General features: G+C 61.2%; 17 protein-coding genes. 12 read left to right on the top strand and 5 right to left on the bottom strand.

Annotation, left to right across the window (positions count from 1 at the left end; genetic code table 11):
* Positions 1–79 precede the first annotated feature (79 nt).
* Positions 80–832 carry an SDR family oxidoreductase gene (locus GAU_RS18795; protein ID WP_015895492.1) on the top strand — a complete coding sequence of 251 codons (753 nt, stop codon included), beginning with the start codon at positions 80–82 and terminating at the stop codon, positions 830–832.
* Here the strand turns inward: GAU_RS18795 and GAU_RS18800 are convergent.
* Positions 809–1,486: a DNA alkylation repair protein gene (locus GAU_RS18800; RefSeq protein WP_015895493.1), complete on the bottom strand. Its 678-nt coding sequence runs from the start codon at positions 1,484–1,486 to the stop codon at positions 809–811. The genes GAU_RS18795 and GAU_RS18800 overlap by 24 nt on opposite strands.
* 18 nt (positions 1,487–1,504) lie before the next feature.
* A complete protein-coding gene (locus GAU_RS18805; RefSeq protein WP_041265711.1) occupies positions 1,505–3,082 on the bottom strand; it encodes a serine hydrolase domain-containing protein in 1,578 nt (525 codons plus the stop codon).
* A 177-nt stretch (positions 3,083–3,259) separates the two neighbouring features.
* Between GAU_RS18805 and GAU_RS18810 the strand changes: the two genes are divergently transcribed.
* Entirely contained in the window at positions 3,260–4,990 is a 1,731-nt protein-coding gene (locus GAU_RS18810; protein WP_041265712.1) for a S41 family peptidase, read from the top strand.
* Positions 4,991–4,994: 4 nt separating this feature from the next.
* On the opposite strand, the gene GAU_RS18815 is transcribed toward GAU_RS18810, so the two are convergent.
* The 3 genes from GAU_RS18815 to GAU_RS21465 form a co-directional block, all read right to left on the bottom strand.
* Positions 4,995–6,578: a glycosyltransferase family 39 protein gene (locus GAU_RS18815; protein ID WP_041265713.1), complete on the bottom strand. Its 1,584-nt coding sequence runs from the start codon at positions 6,576–6,578 to the stop codon at positions 4,995–4,997.
* Entirely contained in the window at positions 6,575–7,735 is a 1,161-nt protein-coding gene (locus GAU_RS22540) for a hypothetical protein (protein ID WP_041265714.1), read from the bottom strand. The genes GAU_RS18815 and GAU_RS22540 overlap by 4 nt, the downstream gene beginning before the upstream one ends.
* Before the next feature lie 177 nt (positions 7,736–7,912).
* Entirely contained in the window at positions 7,913–8,725 is an 813-nt protein-coding gene (locus GAU_RS21465; RefSeq protein ID WP_052574549.1) for a DUF3108 domain-containing protein, read from the bottom strand.
* Between the two features lie 241 nt (positions 8,726–8,966).
* On the opposite strand from GAU_RS21465, the gene GAU_RS18830 reads away from it, so the two are divergent.
* The 10 genes from GAU_RS18830 (at position 8,967) to GAU_RS22020 (ending at position 20,388) form a co-directional block, all read left to right on the top strand.
* On the top strand, positions 8,967–10,397 hold the full coding sequence (locus GAU_RS18830) for an RluA family pseudouridine synthase (protein WP_015895499.1): 1,431 nt from the start codon (positions 8,967–8,969) through the stop codon (positions 10,395–10,397).
* Between the two features lie 17 nt (positions 10,398–10,414).
* Complete coding sequence (locus GAU_RS18835; RefSeq protein ID WP_015895500.1) at positions 10,415–11,326, top strand: hypothetical protein; 912 nt, start codon at positions 10,415–10,417, stop codon at positions 11,324–11,326.
* A 332-nt stretch (positions 11,327–11,658) separates the two neighbouring features.
* Positions 11,659–12,168 (top strand): TlpA family protein disulfide reductase, encoded by a 510-nt coding sequence (locus GAU_RS18845; protein WP_015895502.1) that lies wholly within the window; start codon positions 11,659–11,661, stop codon positions 12,166–12,168.
* A 64-nt stretch (positions 12,169–12,232) separates the two neighbouring features.
* Complete coding sequence (locus GAU_RS18850) at positions 12,233–12,442, top strand: hypothetical protein (protein ID WP_015895503.1); 210 nt, start codon at positions 12,233–12,235, stop codon at positions 12,440–12,442.
* A 55-nt stretch (positions 12,443–12,497) separates the two neighbouring features.
* Positions 12,498–12,677 carry a hypothetical protein gene (locus tag GAU_RS18855; protein WP_015895504.1) on the top strand — a complete coding sequence of 60 codons (180 nt, stop codon included), beginning with the start codon at positions 12,498–12,500 and terminating at the stop codon, positions 12,675–12,677.
* 75 nt (positions 12,678–12,752) lie between these two features.
* The gene (locus tag GAU_RS18860) at positions 12,753–14,876 is read left to right on the top strand and encodes a peptidase domain-containing ABC transporter (RefSeq protein WP_015895505.1); all 2,124 of its coding nucleotides are present in this window, start codon (positions 12,753–12,755) and stop codon (positions 14,874–14,876) included.
* A complete protein-coding gene (locus GAU_RS18865) occupies positions 14,857–15,522 on the top strand; it encodes a hypothetical protein (protein ID WP_041265716.1) in 666 nt (221 codons plus the stop codon). Before GAU_RS18860 ends, GAU_RS18865 begins: the two co-directional genes overlap by 20 nt.
* Positions 15,523–15,543: 21 nt before the next feature.
* Positions 15,544–16,233 carry an ABC transporter ATP-binding protein gene (locus GAU_RS18870; protein ID WP_169307740.1) on the top strand — a complete coding sequence of 230 codons (690 nt, stop codon included), beginning with the start codon at positions 15,544–15,546 and terminating at the stop codon, positions 16,231–16,233.
* A gap of 6 nt (positions 16,234–16,239) precedes the next feature.
* A complete protein-coding gene (locus GAU_RS18875; protein WP_015895508.1) occupies positions 16,240–17,880 on the top strand; it encodes a hypothetical protein in 1,641 nt (546 codons plus the stop codon).
* Between the two features lie 180 nt (positions 17,881–18,060).
* Positions 18,061–20,388 carry an Ig-like domain-containing protein gene (locus tag GAU_RS22020; RefSeq protein WP_015895509.1) on the top strand — a complete coding sequence of 776 codons (2,328 nt, stop codon included), beginning with the start codon at positions 18,061–18,063 and terminating at the stop codon, positions 20,386–20,388.
* Positions 20,389–20,470: the final 82 nt, after the last annotated feature.

A 20,470-nucleotide genomic window follows, 5' to 3' on the forward strand; every position in this document is an offset into this window, starting at 1 on the left:
CTCGTCACACCACTACAAGAGCCCGTCGCGATTCCGAGGTGGTCTGATGTCACATAGATGAAGTAAGAGGAGCATAGCCATGAAGATCGCCATCGCCGGGGGCACCGGCACCGTGGGCCGCCATACCGTGGCGGCGGCCCGAAGCCGAGGCCATGAGGTCGTCATTCTGTCCCGATCCCATGGGGTGGATGTGCAGACTGGAGAAGGACTCGCCGCAGCGCTCACCGGTGTGGACGCGCTCATCGACGTCACCAATACCACCACGTTGTTCGCCGCTACCGCGCGCCGGTTCTTCGAGACAGGGACCCGCAACTTACTGAGCGCCGAACTCACGGCAGGGGTGAAGCACCATGTTGCCCTGTCGATTGTGGGTATCGATGGCATCGATGCGGGCTACTACGCCGGCAAGCTGGCGCAGGAGCGGCTGATTGCCGCGGGGCCGGTTCCGTACACCATTGCGCGGGCAGCGCAGTTCCATGAGTTCGCCGGACAACTGCTCCACGGCATGAAGGGACCGATCGCCATCATGCCCATGACGCTCATGCGGCCCGTGGCGGCGCAGGAGGTCGGGGATCATCTGGTGACCGTGGCGGAAGGCGGACCGGTGCAACGCGCCGTGGATCTGGTAGGACCTCGTGACGAGCGCCTAGCCGATCTGGCACGTCGCCAGCTCGCTCACGAAGGCCATCGGCGACGCGTGGTGGAACTACGCATTCCTGGTGTCTACGGACGCGGATTGGCCTCGGGTTCTCTTCGCGGTGTATCACCACGCATCGAGGCGCGTCTGACATTCGATGAATGGTTACAATCAGGGACAGCGTTTGCGCGTTGAGGCTTTCCGGATGGACGATGCCGCACTGGGGGTCTTGCAGTCTGTTTCCCCATGGTCGATCTCGACCGTGCCGATACGCTGCGCCGCAGCAAGCGCCTGTTCACGCAGCAGCGGCTTGTAAATGCCAATCGAGATCAGGGCGTTGTTCATCGCGTACCGTGCCCAGTTCGCGGAGCCATGAATCCGCTCTTCGATGGTCGTCAGTATCTGTTCGGCATATGCATCGCTGATCGCATCCGGATCGTGCTTCAGACGATCGGCCAGTATGCCATAGCCCATTTCACCATGCCGTTCGTCCGAGGACAGCATCCAGTCGCGCATGGTCTCATCGGCAATTGGGCTGCGCGCCAGCAGTGCTGACAGATAGCACCCCACGAAGTGCACGGGTCCGTCCTGAATCCAACGATCAGCGTCGGACCGCGTCACCTGCTCCGGATTGGCAACCAGCAATGCCAGGATGCGGGCCTCGGCGTTTCCTGTTTCCCAAAGCGCCATCGCAAGCGGATGATTCCTCTTGATCCGCTTCTGCAGCTTGGCGATCTCCGAGGTCAGCACGCCAAAGACCCGTTCGCCAGAACCATGACGCCGATAGATCACGGCGGTCTGCGGCTTCCCGAGCTGCGCGAGTGTAGTCAGGATGTCTTCCGTGTTCATCGCTACCTCCCATTGAAGCTAGTGCCGGGCGCCATGCAAGCGCGATGGTGTTCCCGCATGCGTCAGACTGTCGAGCATCCGTTGCGCTCCTGCTCGTGTCTCGCCGGTCACAGCACTGCCCAGAATTTCCCCAAGGTAGCGCCTGGCTGCCTCGGTGTCGGTGGGCGCTGACATCTGCGCCAGCGCCATCCAGCTCCACGCCTTGAAGAGTCGGCTGAGGAAATCCGGATGCTGGTTGGGCAACGCCAGAATGCGCTCGAAATGTGCCTTGGCTTCCGACATGCGCCCACGTGACTGCAGCAGTTCCCCTTGGGACAGCAGCATCCAGCGATTGAGTGGATGTTGGATCAATAGCTGTGCGCCGTCGCGAATACCCAGATCCCGCTGAGCCGTGTCGGACAACATGGCAGATGCAAAATGCATCACCGGATCAACGGCATGCGGATAGCGGGAGCGGACGAGCATCAGTTTTGCCTCGGCACCTGGCACCTGTTCTGTCCATAGGTCCATCATCGCCCACCCGATCAGTTCATCGCGAAACCGATAGCGATGTGCCGTCTCCATCGAATCGAGTGCCGCGGCGAGTGCGACATGGTTGCGGGCTGGCCGCACGATGGGTGCGCCTGGTGCCGAAAAGGCAAACAGACGTAGAAATGCCATCGCAAATGGCGACTTGGTGACATCCCCCATCAGCAACCGAAACGGATCGCTGAGTACGTTGGAATTGGCAAAGATGAATACCGACAATTGACGGTCCGGCAGACGCACCAACAGCGCGCCGGAGTGTTCGGGGTCGTCCTGCCCGAAACTCCACATCACCCGCTCGCCCTGCACCGTCTGTGCAAACCAACCCAGGCTCACCGGTAGGGGTGTGTCGTGTATCGATCGCGACGGTGTAGCGAGTTGAGTGAGTCCTTTCTCCGAGAGCAACATTCCACGATCTATTGTTGCAAGGAACGCACCCATGTCTCGCGTAGTGGAGACCAGGCCGGCATGAGCACCGAGATGCGGCGACTCGTGTCCGTGCATGCCCGCGGGACGCACGATATGGGCCGACAACACATCGTGCAGCGACGAATCCGTGATGGCTTCGATGACTTGTCCCAGCATGGCATACCGATTGGTGCCATACACATACTCCGTTCCGATCTGACCTTCGGCCGTGTGCGTGAGCAAGTGTCGAACGGTGACACTCTCAGGCAGTGCCAAGGCCTGCACATAGGATCGTGCCGGTGCATCGAGTATGAGTCGCCCTGATTCGACCATCTGCATCGCAACCACACCGGTGAGAGCTTTGGTGACCGATGCGATGCGCAGTGGCGTATCCAGGCTGAACGACGTGGTATCCGGCGGATGCGCTGTGCCGAAGCCACGGGCGTGCACCACCTGTCCGCGCTCCACGATGGCATAGGCCAATCCGGGAATGGCCAGCGCACCCTGCAGATCCTGCAGCTCCTGATCGAACGCGGCGACACTGGCCTGCCAGCCGCTCGCCGGACGGGATGAGTCGGTGCAATTCGCGAGAACAATGCAGGCGCAGACGGCTGACACCAGGGCGGCTGTCGATGGCACACCGTAGCGAAACGAAATTTTCATAGCGATTGGACATCGGAACGGCTCAAGCCGTTTGAACTCACCCACCCCGCAATGGTACCGCAGAGCTACCTGACCAACGAGGCATCACGCTCGCGGGAGACCCCAGGAAAGTGCAGTTTGTTGGCAGTGCCTTCAAATGCTGGCGTTCCTTCCGCCTCCAATCTACCGGCAATCCCTATGCGCCTCCCCGCCTTGACCGGCCGGGCATGCTCGGCACTCGCCGCGCTCGGCCTGTTTCCCACGGTGATCCTGTCACAGGCGCCGACCGTCGACGCGGCCCCGTTGCGTCCGGATCAGTACGAATCGGCGGTCTTGCTTGGGCGTGTGTGGGGCTTCGTGAAATACCATCATGCCCGATTCGTCGTTGCCGGGGCGAACGCCGACTCGGCGCTCATCGAGTCCTTCTCCCTCGTACTCGAGGCAAAAACTCCCACGGCTGCTCGGGATTCCATCGTCGCATGGCTCGACCGGATCGGCCCCCCACCACCATGCGCAGACCGGTGCGCTTCAGGCACGGGAGATGTCGCGCTGAGCGCCGATATCGCGTGGATCCGTGATACCGCGACCGTGGGTGCGCGTATTGCCGAGCGTCTCGGTCGCATTCATGCAGAGCGGCCGCAGGTGGCGCGGCAACGCTATGCTGGCCCCGCGACGCAGGCGCAGAATCCCGGATTCACGAACGAACCACCATACGAAGCGCGTTTCCTGGCGCACTCCATGATACGCCTGGTCGGTGTGTTTCGGCTCTGGAACATACTGGAGTACTGGTTCCCCTATCGCGATCTGATGGAGCCCGACCGCGTGCGCATCCTTCGTGATGCGGTGCCGGCGGCATGGACCGCCACACGCACCGATGACTATCAGCGTGTCCTCATCCGCCTCATGGCCCGCGCACAGGATACACACGCCAATCTTTGGAGTTCACTGTCGTCTCGTCCACCGGTCGGACGATATGTCCTACCCGTCGGCATGCGCATGATCGAAGGCAAACCCGTCGTGTTCCGGTTTACCAATGATTCCCTGGGACCACGCAGCGGATTGCAGGTAGGCGATGCCATTCTCGCGGTAGATGGGGCGCCGGTCGATTCACTCTTCCGCGTGTGGGCGCCGCTGTATGCGGCGTCCAATCAACCCACCCGCGAACGCGATATGACCCGTGGATTGGGGCGAGGAGACGACACGATTGCCACGCTCCTTGTGGATCGGGGCGGCAAGTCTCTGATGCTTCGCGTGCCGCGGGTCTCTCCAGCATTGACCAACCCAATGGCTGCCAGCACGCACGACCTTCCGGGCGAGACGTTCCGGATGCTGACGCCGGAGGTGGCATATGTGAAGCTCGGGCCGCTCATGCCGGACAGCGTCGCCGGCTATGTACAGCGCGCGATGAGTGCGAAGGTGTTCGTGGTCGACAATCGAAACTATCCGAGCCACTTCCCGTTGGCGGCACTTGGCGGTCACCTGGTCCCGGCACGAGCAGAGTTCGCCCGCATCACCGCCGCGGACTGGTCCAATCCGGGCACATTTCGTTGGAGTGGTATGGTGTCTTCCCTGCAACCACGTGTCCCACTGTTCACAGGCAAGGTGGTGATACTGGTAGACGAAGCCACGCAAAGCTCCGCGGAATTTCACACCATGGCATTTCGTACAGCACCCGGTGCGCTGGTCGTTGGCAGTACTACCGCTGGGGCTGACGGCAACGTCTCTCGTATTCCACTCCCCGGTGGCATGCACGCGTTGATCAGTGGAATCGGCGTGTTCTACCCGGACCGGAGACCAACACAACAAATCGGTATCGTGCCGGATCTCGTTGTGCGGCCGACACTGGCAGGATTTCGTGCAGGTCGCGATGAGGTGCTCGAGGCAGGAGTGAGTCGCGCCCTGGGGCGTCCCTTCAAGCTCCAACCGTAGCAGGCTATCGCCGGAATGATCGAGACCCACTCGCCGCCTGCGCCTGCGTCTCCGGTAACGCCAGACGATATACCGCGAGGCTTACTGCCGGTTGCCCCGAACGGGCGAGCGTGATGGTGCCGAGTGAATCGAGTGGCCCGAGTTGGCCGGTGAGCGCCACCGACGCGGGCTGCCAACCGCGCTTCCAGGGCTGCACATGTTCCACGACCAATCGCGGAAAGACCGTCGCCGGATAGCGAAACAGCAGATGATGTGCGTCGTCGCACGCACACATGATTGGCGTGGTCGCGCCCAATGCCACACCGAGCTTGCCAGCTTGGATCCAGCTACGCGTCGTCACGCCGTCCCGTATATCGATGCCGCGTACTGACAATGAATCACGCAGCGCACGCCAGTCGAATGCATCGAGCGTCGGGTCGGCTGGCGCGCTGAGCACCGCGATATGAGGGCTCAACCATCCAGTCGCGACATGGCTCCCGAGGATCAGCACCAATGTGAGCCACGTCCCCGCGGCCATGGGCAGCCACCATCGCGGCCAACGAACATCGCGTGTGATCGCGCGGTCCAGCATGCGACCGACCAATGGCGCAGCAAATAGCCAACCCGGTGCCTGCCAGTGGGGTAATCCGCGTGCGCCGCCGAGCGTGATGACGGTGAACACGCACACTGGCACGAGCGCCAGGCATGCGAAGAACCACTGACGCACGTCGGTCCGCCCCGATGCGATGGCTCGGCCAAGTGCGACAGCAAACGGCACGGCCATCCACGGCAGGAGCCAGAGTGCCTGACCAACCACGTTCTCAACGAATGGGGCGATCGACCACGCGGCGGTCGTTGCAGCGCGCGCTCCCTGAAAGGTGAACGACACCCATCCATGCTCCGCATTCCACCAGAGCACCGGCACGGTGCACAGCAGGGCGATTGCCGCGGCAAGCCACGGTCCTGATGTGCGGAGCTGCCGGCGACCCGACTCCGTAGTGAGAAGAAACAGTAGAATTCCTGCACCGTAGAGCACGGCGTGATACTTGCTCAGTAGCGCGCCTCCCAACAGCACGCCAACCACTCCCCAACGCAACCACGAATTCGTGGTTGCCGGATCACGAGTGGGATTGGCCGTGTTGAACAACAGAGGTGCGAGCATCAAGGCGGCCAGTGACGCGCACATCACGAGCGGCCCGTCCGGCAACACCCACGTACCGGTGGTGAGTCCGAGCACTCCCGTGCAGACGAGCGACAACGCACCCAGTGCGCCCGCACGAGCGCCAAATGCATGCTGACCAAGGCGCCCAATGGCCCAGAGCGTCACGCTGAACGCCAGCACAAACGGTAGACGAACCGCCAAGGCACGCGTGTCACCCGTCAACCACGTCATGCCACCGGCCATCCAAAAGTGCAACGGTGGATGATCGAAGTAGCTCCACGACAGCGGCCGGGCCACGGTCACGGCGTACGACTCGTCGACACCGAGTCCTGTCGCGGCGGCAACCATCAGTCGAACAACGGTTGATGCAGACACAATCAACCAGAGACGCCTGTTCCACACGGCATCCGATGCGGCGCGCCCCGCGATGTTCACCTCAGCGTTCACGTGAGAATCGGTCGGGCTCTTGGCACACGGCGAGGCTGTCGCGCACGTATCGAGGTGAATGCGGCGCCATACAGACAGAACGCAATCCATCGCAGTGCGGAGGTGCGTGATGTGTCGACCGTGGCCAGCGCCGCGCCGAGTGCCTGACCATCCCATCGTACCACCGGGTTGAGCAGCAACAGTTCGCCTTCACTCGTGCTATCACCCTGCACCGTGGTACGCAAATAGCCGTCGTCGGATCGTGCGATGGCGCGCGCAATGATGATGCCGGCCGAGTCGGTGATGACGGTATTGCGTGCGACACCGTCCTGACCAGAGATCGTCACCCGACCAACGGGTCCGCGCACGCGCACTTCGAGCGTATCACCAGTGATGTGTTGTGACAGGAACTGCAGATGTGCTTGGCCGCGCTGGCCGCGCACGCCAATCGTACGGCCAGCCCGAATTGCCAATCGCACATCAGCAGCAGCACTGGATGGTGTGTGCACGAGTGTCCAGTTCACCCCGGTCTCGCCGGCGCCATGAATATCATGCGAATCGTCGTTGGCGAGCACCCACACCGCGCGCCCCGCCGAGAGGGCGGCGTCCCACTGCGCGGTGGCCGGAGCGACGAAGTGATTGAGCACCTCGAGCGCATCATAGCCTGAGAGCCGGCGGAGGTCGGCCAGTGAGTGTCCGTCGCGTATTGCCGGATGGGCAAGGGCTACTACGGCGCCAGTGGCACGGATCCGATTGATGATGTCCTGCTGCTGGTGTGCGGTCTGCCCCAACGGATAGTCACGCCACACCACTTTGTCGCCGCCGATCGCCAGGCGATGCGACTTCTGCACGTTCCAGCCTTGCTCATAGACCGGGAATGTGCCGGTGACTTCACTGGCCGACAGGGAGTGATAGTTGGACACACCCACGATGTCGTAGCGCATGCCAGCGTAGGCGCTCACGACGTCCTGCGCAGACTGCCCCCCGTTCGTGAGGCCACCCCAGGCGATCGAGTGCGCATGAAAGTTTGCCTTCTGCCAGCGCCCTGCGGCGGGCAGATCACCGTACGGGTTGTACCATCCAGGGCCGACGAATGGCTGGGACACCGCAAAGACGTAGAGCGAGGTCGTCGCGTACAGCAGCGAAACGAGGAGGAGTACGGCGAGCAGCCCTGTCATCGCCTGGGCCGCACAGAACCAGCACAGCCGCGCTAGGGCTGATGTCATCGCACGCACTGCGTGCATCGCACTCCGTCACGTAAGTTTCCGACAACCTTGCCGGGCGTGCCGTGACTGCCAAGCTCTCGTGCCTGGATGTGACAGGCTGTGACCAAACCGTCATACGACGGACGAGATCTACTGTGGAGAAGCGGTGGTGAAAGACCGCAGCTCCATCGTGAGCGTGGCGATACTGACCTTCGCGCGCACCTTGAGCGGAATGTGCCGCGCGTCGTTGGTGAACCACACCTCCGCTTCGCCGCCCTCGGCAAAAAGGCCCTTGGTGCGAATGATCGGCTTCACCACCACCGCATCGAATTCACCGGCCGGTACCTTGATGCGCTCCGTGCGCAGCACACGCACCGTGACCGGGTTGCCATCGCGTCGGTAGTACCGTGGTGCCGTGTATTCGTCGCCTACCTGCAATCGCAGCGTACGAATGAAGTAGATGAACGAGACATCGTCGAGCGGCTGGGCCGAAGCCAGCGTGCCGGTGTCGTCGGGAAAAGCCAGGCTCTCGTAGCGCAGACTACCGGGGAGAAACTCGTAGGTGCGGTCTTTGGAGTATCCCGTCTGGTTGAGTTTCTGCTCGAAACGATGTGAGAACAGATCAATGGCATCGAGCCAGGAGCGCTGCTGGTCATTGATCTTGAATACCGTGATGCCTCCTCTGGTGCGAAACCCGAGGCGATAGGCTGGCCTGCCGCGCACGGTGTCGAGCGCTTCGACGGCCAGCGTGGCGGTGCCACCGCCGCTCACGAGAAACCATCGAACCTGAACCCGGAAGTCGAACGACTCCCCAACCCCGAACGGGACGAGTGCGAACCCAGCGGGCAGGCTCCCGGGGCTGGATAGGCGGCCGGCCTCCTGCGCAAACGCGAAGGAGGGCAGCAGCACGGCGAGGATTCCGGACAGACACAGCTTCCGGGCACGGGAGATCAGCGAACGCATCCCGCAATGATATGCCGGAACACTCCACACGATCCCTCTGTGGCACAATTGAGACGATCGCCCAATGGTCAAGACATGACGTGTGGTTCCATCAAGTCGCGCCTACTGTATCGTCGGCATGCAACGTCTGCAGGAATGCCTGCAGGTACCGGCCAATGACAAATGCCGGTGCTTGCTGAGTGGGGTGGTGCGTGACCATTGTGATACTCACCAAACTCCTGCTGATCGATCGACACCGCCAGTGATTCCGTTTTCCCCCGCGCCACCCCTCGCCGACTGGCCGACCCGCTTTCCGACGCCGTTCGATCGTGGTGCCGTGCACCCGCTGGCACGGCGAGCGGCGGTGGAACTCATGGACACGATCGAAGTCCACCATGCCCTGCCATGGCGCCTGCACGAACCGGGCAATGGCAAGATGTTCGGCGTGCTGGTGGTCGCCGGAGCCGATAGCACCATCGGTTACCTGCGCGGCTTCTCCGGCATGGTCGACGGGCAATGGGACATCGATGGCTGGGCGCCTCCGGCTTTCGATCGGTTCACGCGCGATCTGGTGTGGGTTCCCGGTGAAGCAGAAATGTTCGACTTCGCCGCGAAACGCGCGACACTGGTCGGTTGCCTGCCCGACCACCTGGACGCGACGGAGGCGGCACAGATCACCGCCGCGATTCGTGCGCTCGACGAAACACGCACGGCACGCTCACGCACGCTGATGCGAGAGATTCAGGACAGCTACCATTTCGGGAATGCGCTGGGTGCGGTGCGTTCCCTGCGATCGATCTTCACGCCAGCCGAACCGCCGGCCGGTGCGGGTGACTGCGCGGCACCCAAGCTGCTGGCGCAGGCGTATCGGGCAGGGCTCACGCCGCTCGCACTCGCCGAATTCTGGTGGGGTGCGCCCGCTCCGACCGGGGATCGCCGTCAGGGTGTGTTCTACGCCGCCTGCCGTGGCAAGTGTCTGCCCATTCTCACGCATATGCTGGGCGGGTTGTCGGTCGATCCACCACCACTCTACGGTTCGGCCGCATTGGGGCCCAACGAACCGGCCGTGGTCTACGAAGACGATCATCTGCTGGTGGTGAACAAACCCAGTGGCATGCTCACCGTGCCAGGGCGCGGCCCTACCATGCAGGACTGTGTGATGACACGGCTCCGGGCGCGGTATCCGGATGCGACCGGTCAGATGGTGGTGCATCGCCTCGATCTCGACACGTCGGGGCTGCTGCTGGCCGCAAAGGACCCCATCACGGCATCGGCGTTGCAGCGGCTGTTCTCCTTGCGCGAGATCGACAAACACTACGTGGCGTGGCTCGATGGCGTCGTAACGGACGATCACGGGCACATCCATCTGCCGCTGCGCATGGATGTGGATGATCGTCCGCGAAACATCCACGATCCGGTGTTCGGAAAACCCGCACACACGGAATGGCAGGTGATGGCGAGGACCGATGGACGCACGCGGGTGCGGTTCACGCCGCACACCGGCCGCACCCATCAACTGCGTGTTCACGCCGCCCACCCCGATGGACTTGATGCACCCATTGTCGGCGATCGGTTGTACGGGCGTACCGCGCCAGATGAAGACGAACGGTTGCAACTGCACGCCGAACGCTTGGCGTTTGTGCATCCGGTGTCCGGTGCCAAGGTGGTCGTGGAGCAACCCGCGCCGTTCTGAGTCTGGTACATTGTGAGATGTCTGATACGGCCGAGGTCCAGACCGCACCGACCGGCGAGTCGGTGTTGACGACTGCCGAATGGCAGGCACGTGCCCTGGCACACGTCGAGCGCGTGCAACGGTGGACGCGGCCCTATCGGGAGCGGCGTTCGCGTGGGGAAGCGCACCCGGTCTACGATTTCCTGTTCCAGTACTACAGCTATTCCGGCGGCAGACTGGAGACGTGGCACCCCAGTGCACATGAACACCTGATCGACAGCCCTGAAGCCCGGGAACGCTTCAGCGGACCGGCGTATCACGTATTGAATGGCGTGATCAGACGGAACATGGGTGCACTCCTGCCAGCGGAAGGCGAGACCCTGCAGCAGGTACTGCACGTCTTGCGCACAACGCGCGATCGTGCGCCGAACTTCGGATGTTATGGCATGCACGAATGGGCCATGGTCTACGGTGGCCACGATATTCGTCATGCCGGCATTGCGCCGCTCCGATTGTCGCAGGAGGACGTGGACGCGCTGGTAGAGAGTCGTCCGGTGGCGTGCAGCCACTTCGACGCGTTCCGGTTCTTCGCACCGGCCGCCCGACCGATGAACCGCATCCCGCTGACCTGGCACACGCGGTATGAGATGGAACAGCCGGGGTGCATCCATGCCAACATGGATCTCTATCGATGGGCGTACACGGCCATGCCGTGGATCGGCAGCGATCTGCTCTGGGATTGTTTCGAGCTCGCAACGACGCTTCGTGTGCTCGACATGCAGGCTGGCCCCTATGATCTCCGCGCGTTCGGCTTCGATCCAGTGCGGATAGAGACGCCCGACGGACGAGAGGAGTATCAGCAGCGTCAGCGGGAGATGAGCGCTCGTGGCGGCGTACTGCGCACCCGGTTGATCGAGGCGTTGGCCGAGGCCGTGCGCGACCTGCACTGAGGTGCCACGCGAACGTCGGATCGTTCGCGCAATGTGATCGGAGAGGCCTACGCGACCACCGTCATCAAGTGTTTGGATGACGGGTCGCTGACGGCGACTGGTAGGGTGGCGCTGTCACTAGCCGACTTCGCAGGCAAGCTCGTTGGCCTGGCCAAGTCACTCTCCAGCAGAATGCCCATGCCGTATACCAGCTCGACCTATGCTGGCCTTGCCATCTCGCTCATCGTTGTTGGTGGAGCGCTGCTGGAACGTCAGGCTGCACTTGGTGGCCCGATTCTCTTGTGTGGCATTGTCTCGGCGTTGATCTCGATCCGGCTCCGTCGGAGGAGACCGTGAGCACCTCGCTCAAGGCCTTCGCCTACCTGGTCTTTGCAACACTCGTACTGGGCATCGGCGGGATCGTCTACAGTATCCGCAGTCGACCATCGGTGACTTCGCTGGTGGGCACACCTGTGCCTCGCCTCGATGTCGCGACACGAGAAACACCCCTTCGATTGGATACGCTCACCGGATCTCCACTGGTGGTCGTCATCTACTCTCCCCGGTGCGATCACTGTCATCGGCAATTGGATGCCTTTGCCAGATCCACCATGCCCGTCGGCGCGCGGCTCCTTTTAGTCAGCATCGCCGATCTGCCACTCGACAGCCTCGCCGATATCTGGCCCGCCTTGCGCGCATCCAGCGCCGTCACCTGGGCTCAGGCCTCGTGGCCCGCTGTGAAGTCGCAGTTCCACATCCGAGCCGTTCCCACGGTGCTGGTATACGACCGCAATCGCCGCCTGGCGAAGGGATTTGTCGGAGAAGTGCGGGTCGACTCGGTTTACGCCCTTGCTACGAAGTGAATGCGGGATTCGCGCGTGCCGGATGCTGGGCATCGACCCAGGGCGAACAACTTCAGGCCAACGCATGCCATGCCTGCCATTCGAGATGGAGGGAGCGATGCAGACGATGTCAGTGGCGGAACAGTCCCGATTGGTCGGTGGCGATTTCGATTTTGGGCTCTTCGTTCGGGGAGCCGCCTGTGGTCTTGGTATGGCGGCAGGCGTAGCGACGGCAGTCGGCACCGTCGCGGCGATCGCCGCGTGTCTCACGCTGCTTCCGGGCGAGCTCACCTGATAGCAAACGCTCTCAGGGACTGCGTGCAAACATCCAACTCAATCGAGGATTTGTCATGAAAACTCTCACGATGCAGCAACAGCACGAGATCGTTGGTGGCGACTGGGGATTTCTGTGTGGTGCAGCGATCGGCGCCGGCATCGGTGCGGTGATGATCTCCGGCGGTGGCGCCCTTCCAGCCGCGATGATCGCCGCTGAATGGGCGTGTGCCTTGGACATCGTGGTCTTCAAGTAGACCTGGCAGGCCTGGGTCGTGGCGATCACCAGCGTTCGCGACCCAGGCCATGCACCAGCTCCACATGGCCATCCTATGACCACTCTCGCATCGACACTCTCGTCCGTTCTGACGAAGGCATCCCATCATCCCGTCGTCGGGCAGTTGGATGACGCGGACTGCGGGCCGGCCGCTCTGCTGACCGTGATTCGCGCCTTTGGTGGGAAGGCGACGCTGCCTGATATTCGAAGCCAGTGTCTACGCGATCCACGAGGCGCCTCCCTTGCCGATCTGGTCTCTTGCGCCAATCACATGGGCTTCAGCGCACGTGCCGCGTCCGGCAGTCTCGACCAACTACAGGCGTGCACATTGCCGTGCATCGCCCATGTCGTGAATGAACGTGGACGCCCGCACTATGTGGTCGTGCAATCCATCGGCCGCACAGTACGGATTGGGGATCCGGCGCTTGGGCCGAGAAAACTCTCCCGAGAGCACTTTGAAGAAATGTGGAAGAGTCGGGCCGTACTGCTCTTCGAAGACCGTGCGCCCGTTCCTCCATTGACCTTGCATGTTCCGCAAATCCAATGGACGCTGAATCTGCTGATGGAGTCCAAGGCCCTGCTCGCGCAGGCCACATTCCTCATCATGCTTGGTACAGCGGGGTCGATTCTCTCCTCGCTGGTCGCCGCGCAACTGGTCACAAGATCCGTACCCGCGGGGCAGTCCAGTTCGATCTATGCGCTCGCCGGCGCGCTGCTGGGCATCGGGATGGCGCGTGCCCTCATCGGGTTTGCCAGACATCTATTCGTATCACGGGCCTCCGAACGCCTGGTGCGGCGCCTTCACACCGTGCTGCTGGAAGCCCTGCTCAACGTGCCGGAGCGGCTGTTTCATTCCGGACTATTGGGCAATCACGGCGCCCGGTTGGTCGACGTGCAGATTGCGCAAATACAACTCCTGCGCTCGCTGTCCACCATCGGTTCGGACATCCTGCTGCTGACCGTGACGTGCGTGGTCATTGCGTTCATCAGTGCTGCACTGCTCCCCTTTCTCCTCATCGCCGTTGGCATCCTCGCGATCGGGCTTCGTCGGCACTTTCGCCGACTTCGGGAGTCGAGTCTTCGTGTGGCATCCGCCTACTCCGATCTGGAGGAGCGCTTCAGGGAGGTGCTCTCCGGTAGTCGGGACCTTCGATTTGCGAACGCCTGTTCGTTCGGAATGAATATGTACGAGCAGCGCGTGAGCACATTCGCCGCCCTGCAGTACCGAGTTGCCTCCTCTCTGGGATCCCTGACGCTCTCATCGGAGTTGATCGGCGCCATGGTACTCTCCGGAATAGTGGGCTACGCCGCGATGCATGTGCTGGGTGGCCAACTGCGACGCGACGAGCTGTTCATGCTCTACATCGTGGGCGGATTGGCCGTACCCAGCATCGTGCGGGTGCTGGACTCGGTGAATTCCCTGCAGACGGCCTTGGTCGCCGCGACCCGCATCGAAGAGCTGCAGACGAGCAGTGATCGCTCTTCTCGATCACTATCGAGCACTCCGGTCTCGATTGCCCTCGAGACCGCGTCGCTGCGTCGGGCTGCCCAAATGCCCGTGTGGGAGAATGTCAATTTTGTGGTGCGACGCGGAGAGCTGGTCACACTCGAAGGGCCCAGTGGATGCGGAAAGTCGTCACTGGTCGCTGTCATTGCCGGGCATTTGCGGCTCACCACGGGAAACATCCACGTGGAAGGAAGCGATGGTCAGCGGTTGGCCGACGATGAACTGGAGCATGTGGTCGCGCTGATCCCTGCCACCACCATCATCTTCTCCCGCACGGTGCTCGAAAATATCGCGCTCGGACGGCCGATCCCTGCATTGACCATTCAAGCGCTGGCCGTGGAAGCAGGGCTGTGGAGTCTGCTGGAACGCTTGCCGAACGGGCTGCACACCGTGGTTGGACACGGTGGACATCCACTCTCTGCGGGAGAGCAACAGGCGATCGGAGTGCTTCGAGTGCTGGTGGCCAAGCCACCGTTCATCGCGATCGATGAAGGACTCAATGCGTTGGATGAACCACGCGCGGCACAGGTCCTGTCGGCCGTGGTGGGTAGCTCATGGCGCCCCGGTGTGATTCTGATTTCACACAGCGCCAAACTCCGGGCGCTCGCCCACACTCACTATTCACTGCGGGTTCGGGAGAATCGGAATGGCCATGATGCGGTCACTTCGTAGGGATCTGGCGTCCCAGGCAGACCCATTTGCCACATGGCAGGTCTTTGGCCTCGCGGCGGTGCTGTCCGTTCTGTTGACGTACTACACCGCCAATGTGGTCGTGACACGTGAGTACTTCGAACAATTGCTGTCGGCCAGACTGGATCAGACCCAGATCGAGTCGCGGTATGCATTGTGGAAGGAATGGCAGACGGTTGGTATCTACTTTGCTCCCGCGATCCTGGCGTTCAAGGCACTGTTCACCGCCTTGCTCATCCAGTTGGCGCTGATCATCCTGGGATCAGAAGTGGGCTTCCGTCTCGTATTCCGCGCCGTGTTGTACGCCGCCCCGGTGATGCTTGCCCAGTCCCTTTCACGTCAGTTGTGGAGTGCCGCGCATGTCGCGGAGGATGCGCTGACCTCGGTGGCCCAATATGTCCCCCTGTCATCGTCATTTCTCGTTCGCCCGGATCCCAACGGAAGTGCTGCGCTCCTGCAGGTCTTGAACGCCCTGAGCGTGGGCGAGGCCATCTGGATGGCGGTGGTGACGTTTTACCTCGTGCAGCAAGGGCCACTTGGCTTGCGACGCGCCGCTCTCGCCGTTTTTGCGGTTTGGTTGCTGATTGAGGGAGTTGCCGCCTCCGCAGTAGCAATTCTCATTCCTTAGGAGACGATGCGGATGTTGAGGGTGCACCACGTAACCAAGCGCTATGGGCAGACCGTCGCGGTGGACGAGCTGAGCATGACGGTCAACCCCGGGGAGATCGTGGGTCTGCTCGGACGCAATGGCGCAGGCAAGACGTCGCTCTTTCAGTGCATTGCCGGGATATCACGACTGGACCAGGGCAGCATCGAGGTCTGCGGACACAGCATGCAGTCTTCCTCGGAACACGCCAAGATGAAACTGGCCTATCTGCCGGATGTGCCCGAGTTCTTCGATGGGTTGACCGTCGTGCAACACGCAATGCTGTGGGCCATGATCTATGGTACCAGCAAGGCGGAGGCGGTTGCGGTGGTGAAAGACTGCGGGCTGGACGATCACGGTCATCTGGAACCGGCGGTCCTGTCGCGCGGCGAGCAACAGTTGTTCCTGTTGCGATTGGCCCTGGCCCGAAAGCCCAGCGTATTGGTGTTGGATGAACCGCTGACCGGGTTGGATCCCATTGTCATTCAGGAGGTCAAGGCGCTGGTGGTCGACGCGGCGCGAGCAGGAGCCTCAGTGTTACTCAGTTCGCACAATTTGCCATTGGTGGCGGAGCTCTGTACCCGGGTCTGCTTTCTGGTCGAAGGGCGCCTCATGACGGAGTCGGATGTCCAGACCCATTCCGTCGAAGAGCTCGAGAGCCGGTTTCTGGACCTACACGCCATCCGGAGCTAGGGAGCCATGCGCTCGGGTTGGTTCCTGGGGATGGCGCATCTGCAGTCACAATGGCGGGCGCTGACCAAAGACCCTCTGCAACTGGCAGGCGTAGTGCTGCTGCTCGGCATCGTTGCGGCGCGAAGCTCGCAGGTCCTGAACACGACCGCGAGCAGCAAGTCCACCGCACCACCGGTGCTGTCGTTGGTCGCCCAGCTTTTTGTCGTGGTGATGCTGTTGCGATCGGCGTTTGGGCGCTCTTCATGGGTGGAAGCCCGTGCGGGAGAGCGGCTGTGGCTGGCCAGCGCGCCGGTATCCCTCGGGACGCTCCTGCTGTATCGAACCGTTGCGACTGCCCCCATGACAGTGCTGTCGGCGGTGCTGCTGACCCTGACCCTCGGGGCCACCAGTGGGCCGGAGTTCGCCGTGCACCTCTGGGGCGCGTTCTCGGTGCTGATGCTCTTTCGGAGTGTCGAGCTTGTGGAACTCCTCGAGCTCCGGGCGAAGCACTCCTCCAATTCCGGGCAGCAACAGGTTGCTCGGAGCATCGTGGTCCTGGTGCGTACGATCTCCGTGTGCGGAGCGGTGGGATTGCTCGCCGAGATCGGTAGTCGCCTGGTACCGCGTTGGCCCGTGGGAGGAGTGGCGAGCGTCGTTGAGTATGCGACATGGCTCGTCACACCGATATCCGTTGTGGCGCGCGCGATTTACGACGGCACAGGGCCCAGTTTGGTGGGCAGCGTGGCCGCGGTATCGGTCAGTGCCATCATCATCGCGCTCACGCTCCAGGATTCCTCTCCCTGGAGATTTCGAGAGGATCGCGGTGAGCCCCTCATGCGCCGTGCTCATCGTGATGGGTACGCAACACAGCAAGCAGCGAATGCCGTGTATCGTCTCAGCAGCATGTTGGGTTTGCATGGGCGCTCGCTCGTCTGGAAAAATGCGGTTGGGTTCAGGCACACCCAGTCGATACAGCCTCTCCTGCTTGCTGCGATAGGCGGCCCAGCGCTGTTGGCGCTCTGTGCGCTCCCGGTGTTGGCGCATTTGTCGTCATTTGTGCTCGGACTGGTGGCGTCCTGGGGGATGTTGCTGCTGCTGGGTGGTCCGCTCTTCATCCGATCGGACATTCGTTTGTCGCTGCCGAAGGTGCATCTGCTCAAAGGTCTCCCCATCGACATGTACCATCAGGTGATCGGCGAGAGTGTCTGCACGGTCCTCGCACTGACGCTGGTGCAAGGTCTCCTCATTGGCCTGACATACACGGTCTGGCGGGTGCTCGAACCAGCAACACCGATGCCCTCATCGGTTGTCATTGGCGGAATACCCATCGTGCTGCTCGCGTTCAATACCGCGAATGTCGGTATCCACGGCGTGTTCGGAATCTTCATGCCATCGCTCACCAAGGTCGGCCCCTGGCGCGCGGAGAGCCGCGCCGAAGCGAGCAAGGTGTACATCACGATGATCGTTGCATGCCTAGTCGGAGGCGTGCTGATACTCATCGGATCGAGCAGTCTGCTGCTTCCAATGTTGCGGAACGGGCAGATCGCGCCGGTGTGGCGGGAACTGACGGCAATGACCTACTTCATTCTGTCATTGGGAGCGGTGGGGTTGGCGGCGATGAAACTGACCGCATGGCAGATTGACCGACGGGACCTGAGGGGTTGGTAGGTCTGCCAATGTCGCGAGATAGAGCGGCAGGCATCTGGATTCCAGACGCTTTGGATCGTAATCTCTGACCGGCTTGAATGTGCAGAACGCAGACATGCGGAATTGCCTACCACAATTCGCATGAGTTCGTCATGACAAGCAGAACCAGTTCCGGCTGACCATCAAACTGATGATCGATCGATGACATACGAACGAGTACCAGCGCTGGCGAATGCATCTGCAAGCACAAGGCTGGCCTTGACGCTGTGTTTCGCGTTCCTGTTTGGATGCGAAAGCTCCAAATCGCCACCGACCGGATCAGACAATCTCGATACGCCGATCGCGAATTCGATCGTGATATCCCCAGCAACGATCGCGTTCACCGCTGTTGGTTCGAGTCAACAGTTGACGGCAACCGTCAGGGATCAAAAGGGAGCTGAACTATCGGCCCAGGTGACTTGGATGATTCAGAATAGTGCGATCGCCACAATCACTTCGACCGGCGTGGTCGCGTCGGTAGGCACGGGGAGTACAACGGCTACAGCAACCGTTGGAACGATCACGACTTCCGTTGCTGTGTCTGTCCAGCAGACGATCGCATTACTGCAATCAACCGTACCCACTGCAACTTTGGCATCGATTGGGGAATCGACGCAAGCCGCGCTGATCGCAAGTGATGCGAACGGGAACAGGATTGCCAATCCCGCAGTGACGTGGAGCAGCACCAATATCGCCGTAGCTACTGTTTCGGCGACGGGCCTCATCACCGCAGTTGCAAACGGCAGCTCGGAAATACGGGCAACAGCAGAAGGAAAGACAGCAACCATTGCCATCGCCGTGAATCAACGTGCGAATGTTCTTCAACTTACTCCCCCCAGAGACACTCTCTCTGCCGTCGGGGAGACTTCGCAATTGACCGCGACCATACGGGACGCGCGCGGGACCGCGATGAACGGGACGGTCACGTGGACATCGGGGAGCAACACGGTCGCCACGGTATCCAGTATGGGTGTAGTAACGGCGGTAGGGCGGGGCTCCACGACGGTGACAGCGCAGCACGGAGCATTGTCTGCCATGACTCAAGTCATTGTTGATGATTTCGGGGACCTCGGCATTGGCTATGTCCACCGCTCTCCGGAAATTGACTTCGTCCGGGGAAGTGCAAACCCGACACGGGAAGGGTGGCCGGCTGCCGGTCAGACCGTAACCTGGGAAGCAAAGATCAAGAGTACTTCCCGATTCAACAGGACTGCCGTGCCCTACCGGTGGACTGTTGATGGCATTCAGGTTTCAGCTGGCACCATAGATATGCCAGCAGGTGCTGTCATCACGATTCCTCTGCTTCGGAACTGGACGTTCTCGCGCACCAAGATCGGGTTCGAACTGGACCCTGACAATTCGTTCGGAGAAACTGAAGAACGAAACAACACGATTGAGGTGTTCTCGGATGCGCTGGCGATCGGCTTCTATGTTGAAAGGTCCGTATATGACTATTTCGGGGAGAATCAGCGCAAATTGGGGGTTGGATCGAACTCCTGGGAGGATTGGGCCCAGCGTCATGTTCGGTTTTGGAATACCATGTTCGAGAATGCCCGATACCCACTTAGCCCTGTGGGAGTGCTCGATCGTGTTCGGATCGACAAGATCACCGTAGTGCCGGACGGAGCGCTCCCGTTGGTTCCCGGCGGGGTCGCAGGGAACCTTCCCAACGGCAATGATCGCACCGTTGACCTGCAGTGGGGGTTCCCGGCGTCATTGCTGCAGGGAAACATGTATGGCAACCATGTCGGAATTCCTGGCGCCAACAACCAGCCCGACAATCCGTTCTATTTTGAAAGTTCTCTACTGCACGAGCTTGGACATGCGCGCTACCTCGTCGATGTATACGGCTTCAACGTAAAGGATGGGGCTTGGACTCCAGCTGGAATCATCGACAAGGGATCAAATATTGCGATCATGGAAGCAGGGCAGTTCGTTGCGGGATCTCCCTACATGCGAATCGCAAACTGGGAGCATGTGTACTACACTCCGCTTTTCAATGGCCTAATGGGGGGCGACTACTATACCGTCGGTGAATACAACGCGGCAGCATTGAACCTGATTGCGGGTCGGCGTGCCGTTCTTGGAAATGCCAATGCTCCTGGAAACATTGGAGCATTTCTGAATGACCTTCCTGCCCAGAATAGATTGAAGATTACGGATGCGGCGGGCGTTCCTATTGCCAGGGCATCAGTGCGCATCTATCAATCCACTCCGAAAGCGAATGAGTGGTACGGAAAATACTTCGACAACACACCAGATCTGCAATTGAGTACGGACGCGCAGGGGCAGGTGTTGCTTGGCAGAAACCCTTTTGGAGGATCTGGCATTGTCCACACCTACGGTCACAGCAACGGAGTGGTGATCATCCGTGTGGAAGGGCAGGGTCGAGTTGGATACACATTTCTCGAATCAGCTATGTTCAATTTGGAGTACTGGAGAGGCCATACTGCGCTCGGTGAATACATCCTCGCAGTTGTGCTCAGGTAAGTCCTTTTGTCTGGAGCGTAAAGAAATGACGGCGGTTGGCGAAGAGGCGGCTCAGCGCAGACATCACTGGATGTGTCCGCCT

This window comes from Gemmatimonas aurantiaca T-27, assembly GCF_000010305.1.
GTDB classification, from domain to species: domain Bacteria; phylum Gemmatimonadota; class Gemmatimonadetes; order Gemmatimonadales; family Gemmatimonadaceae; genus Gemmatimonas; species Gemmatimonas aurantiaca.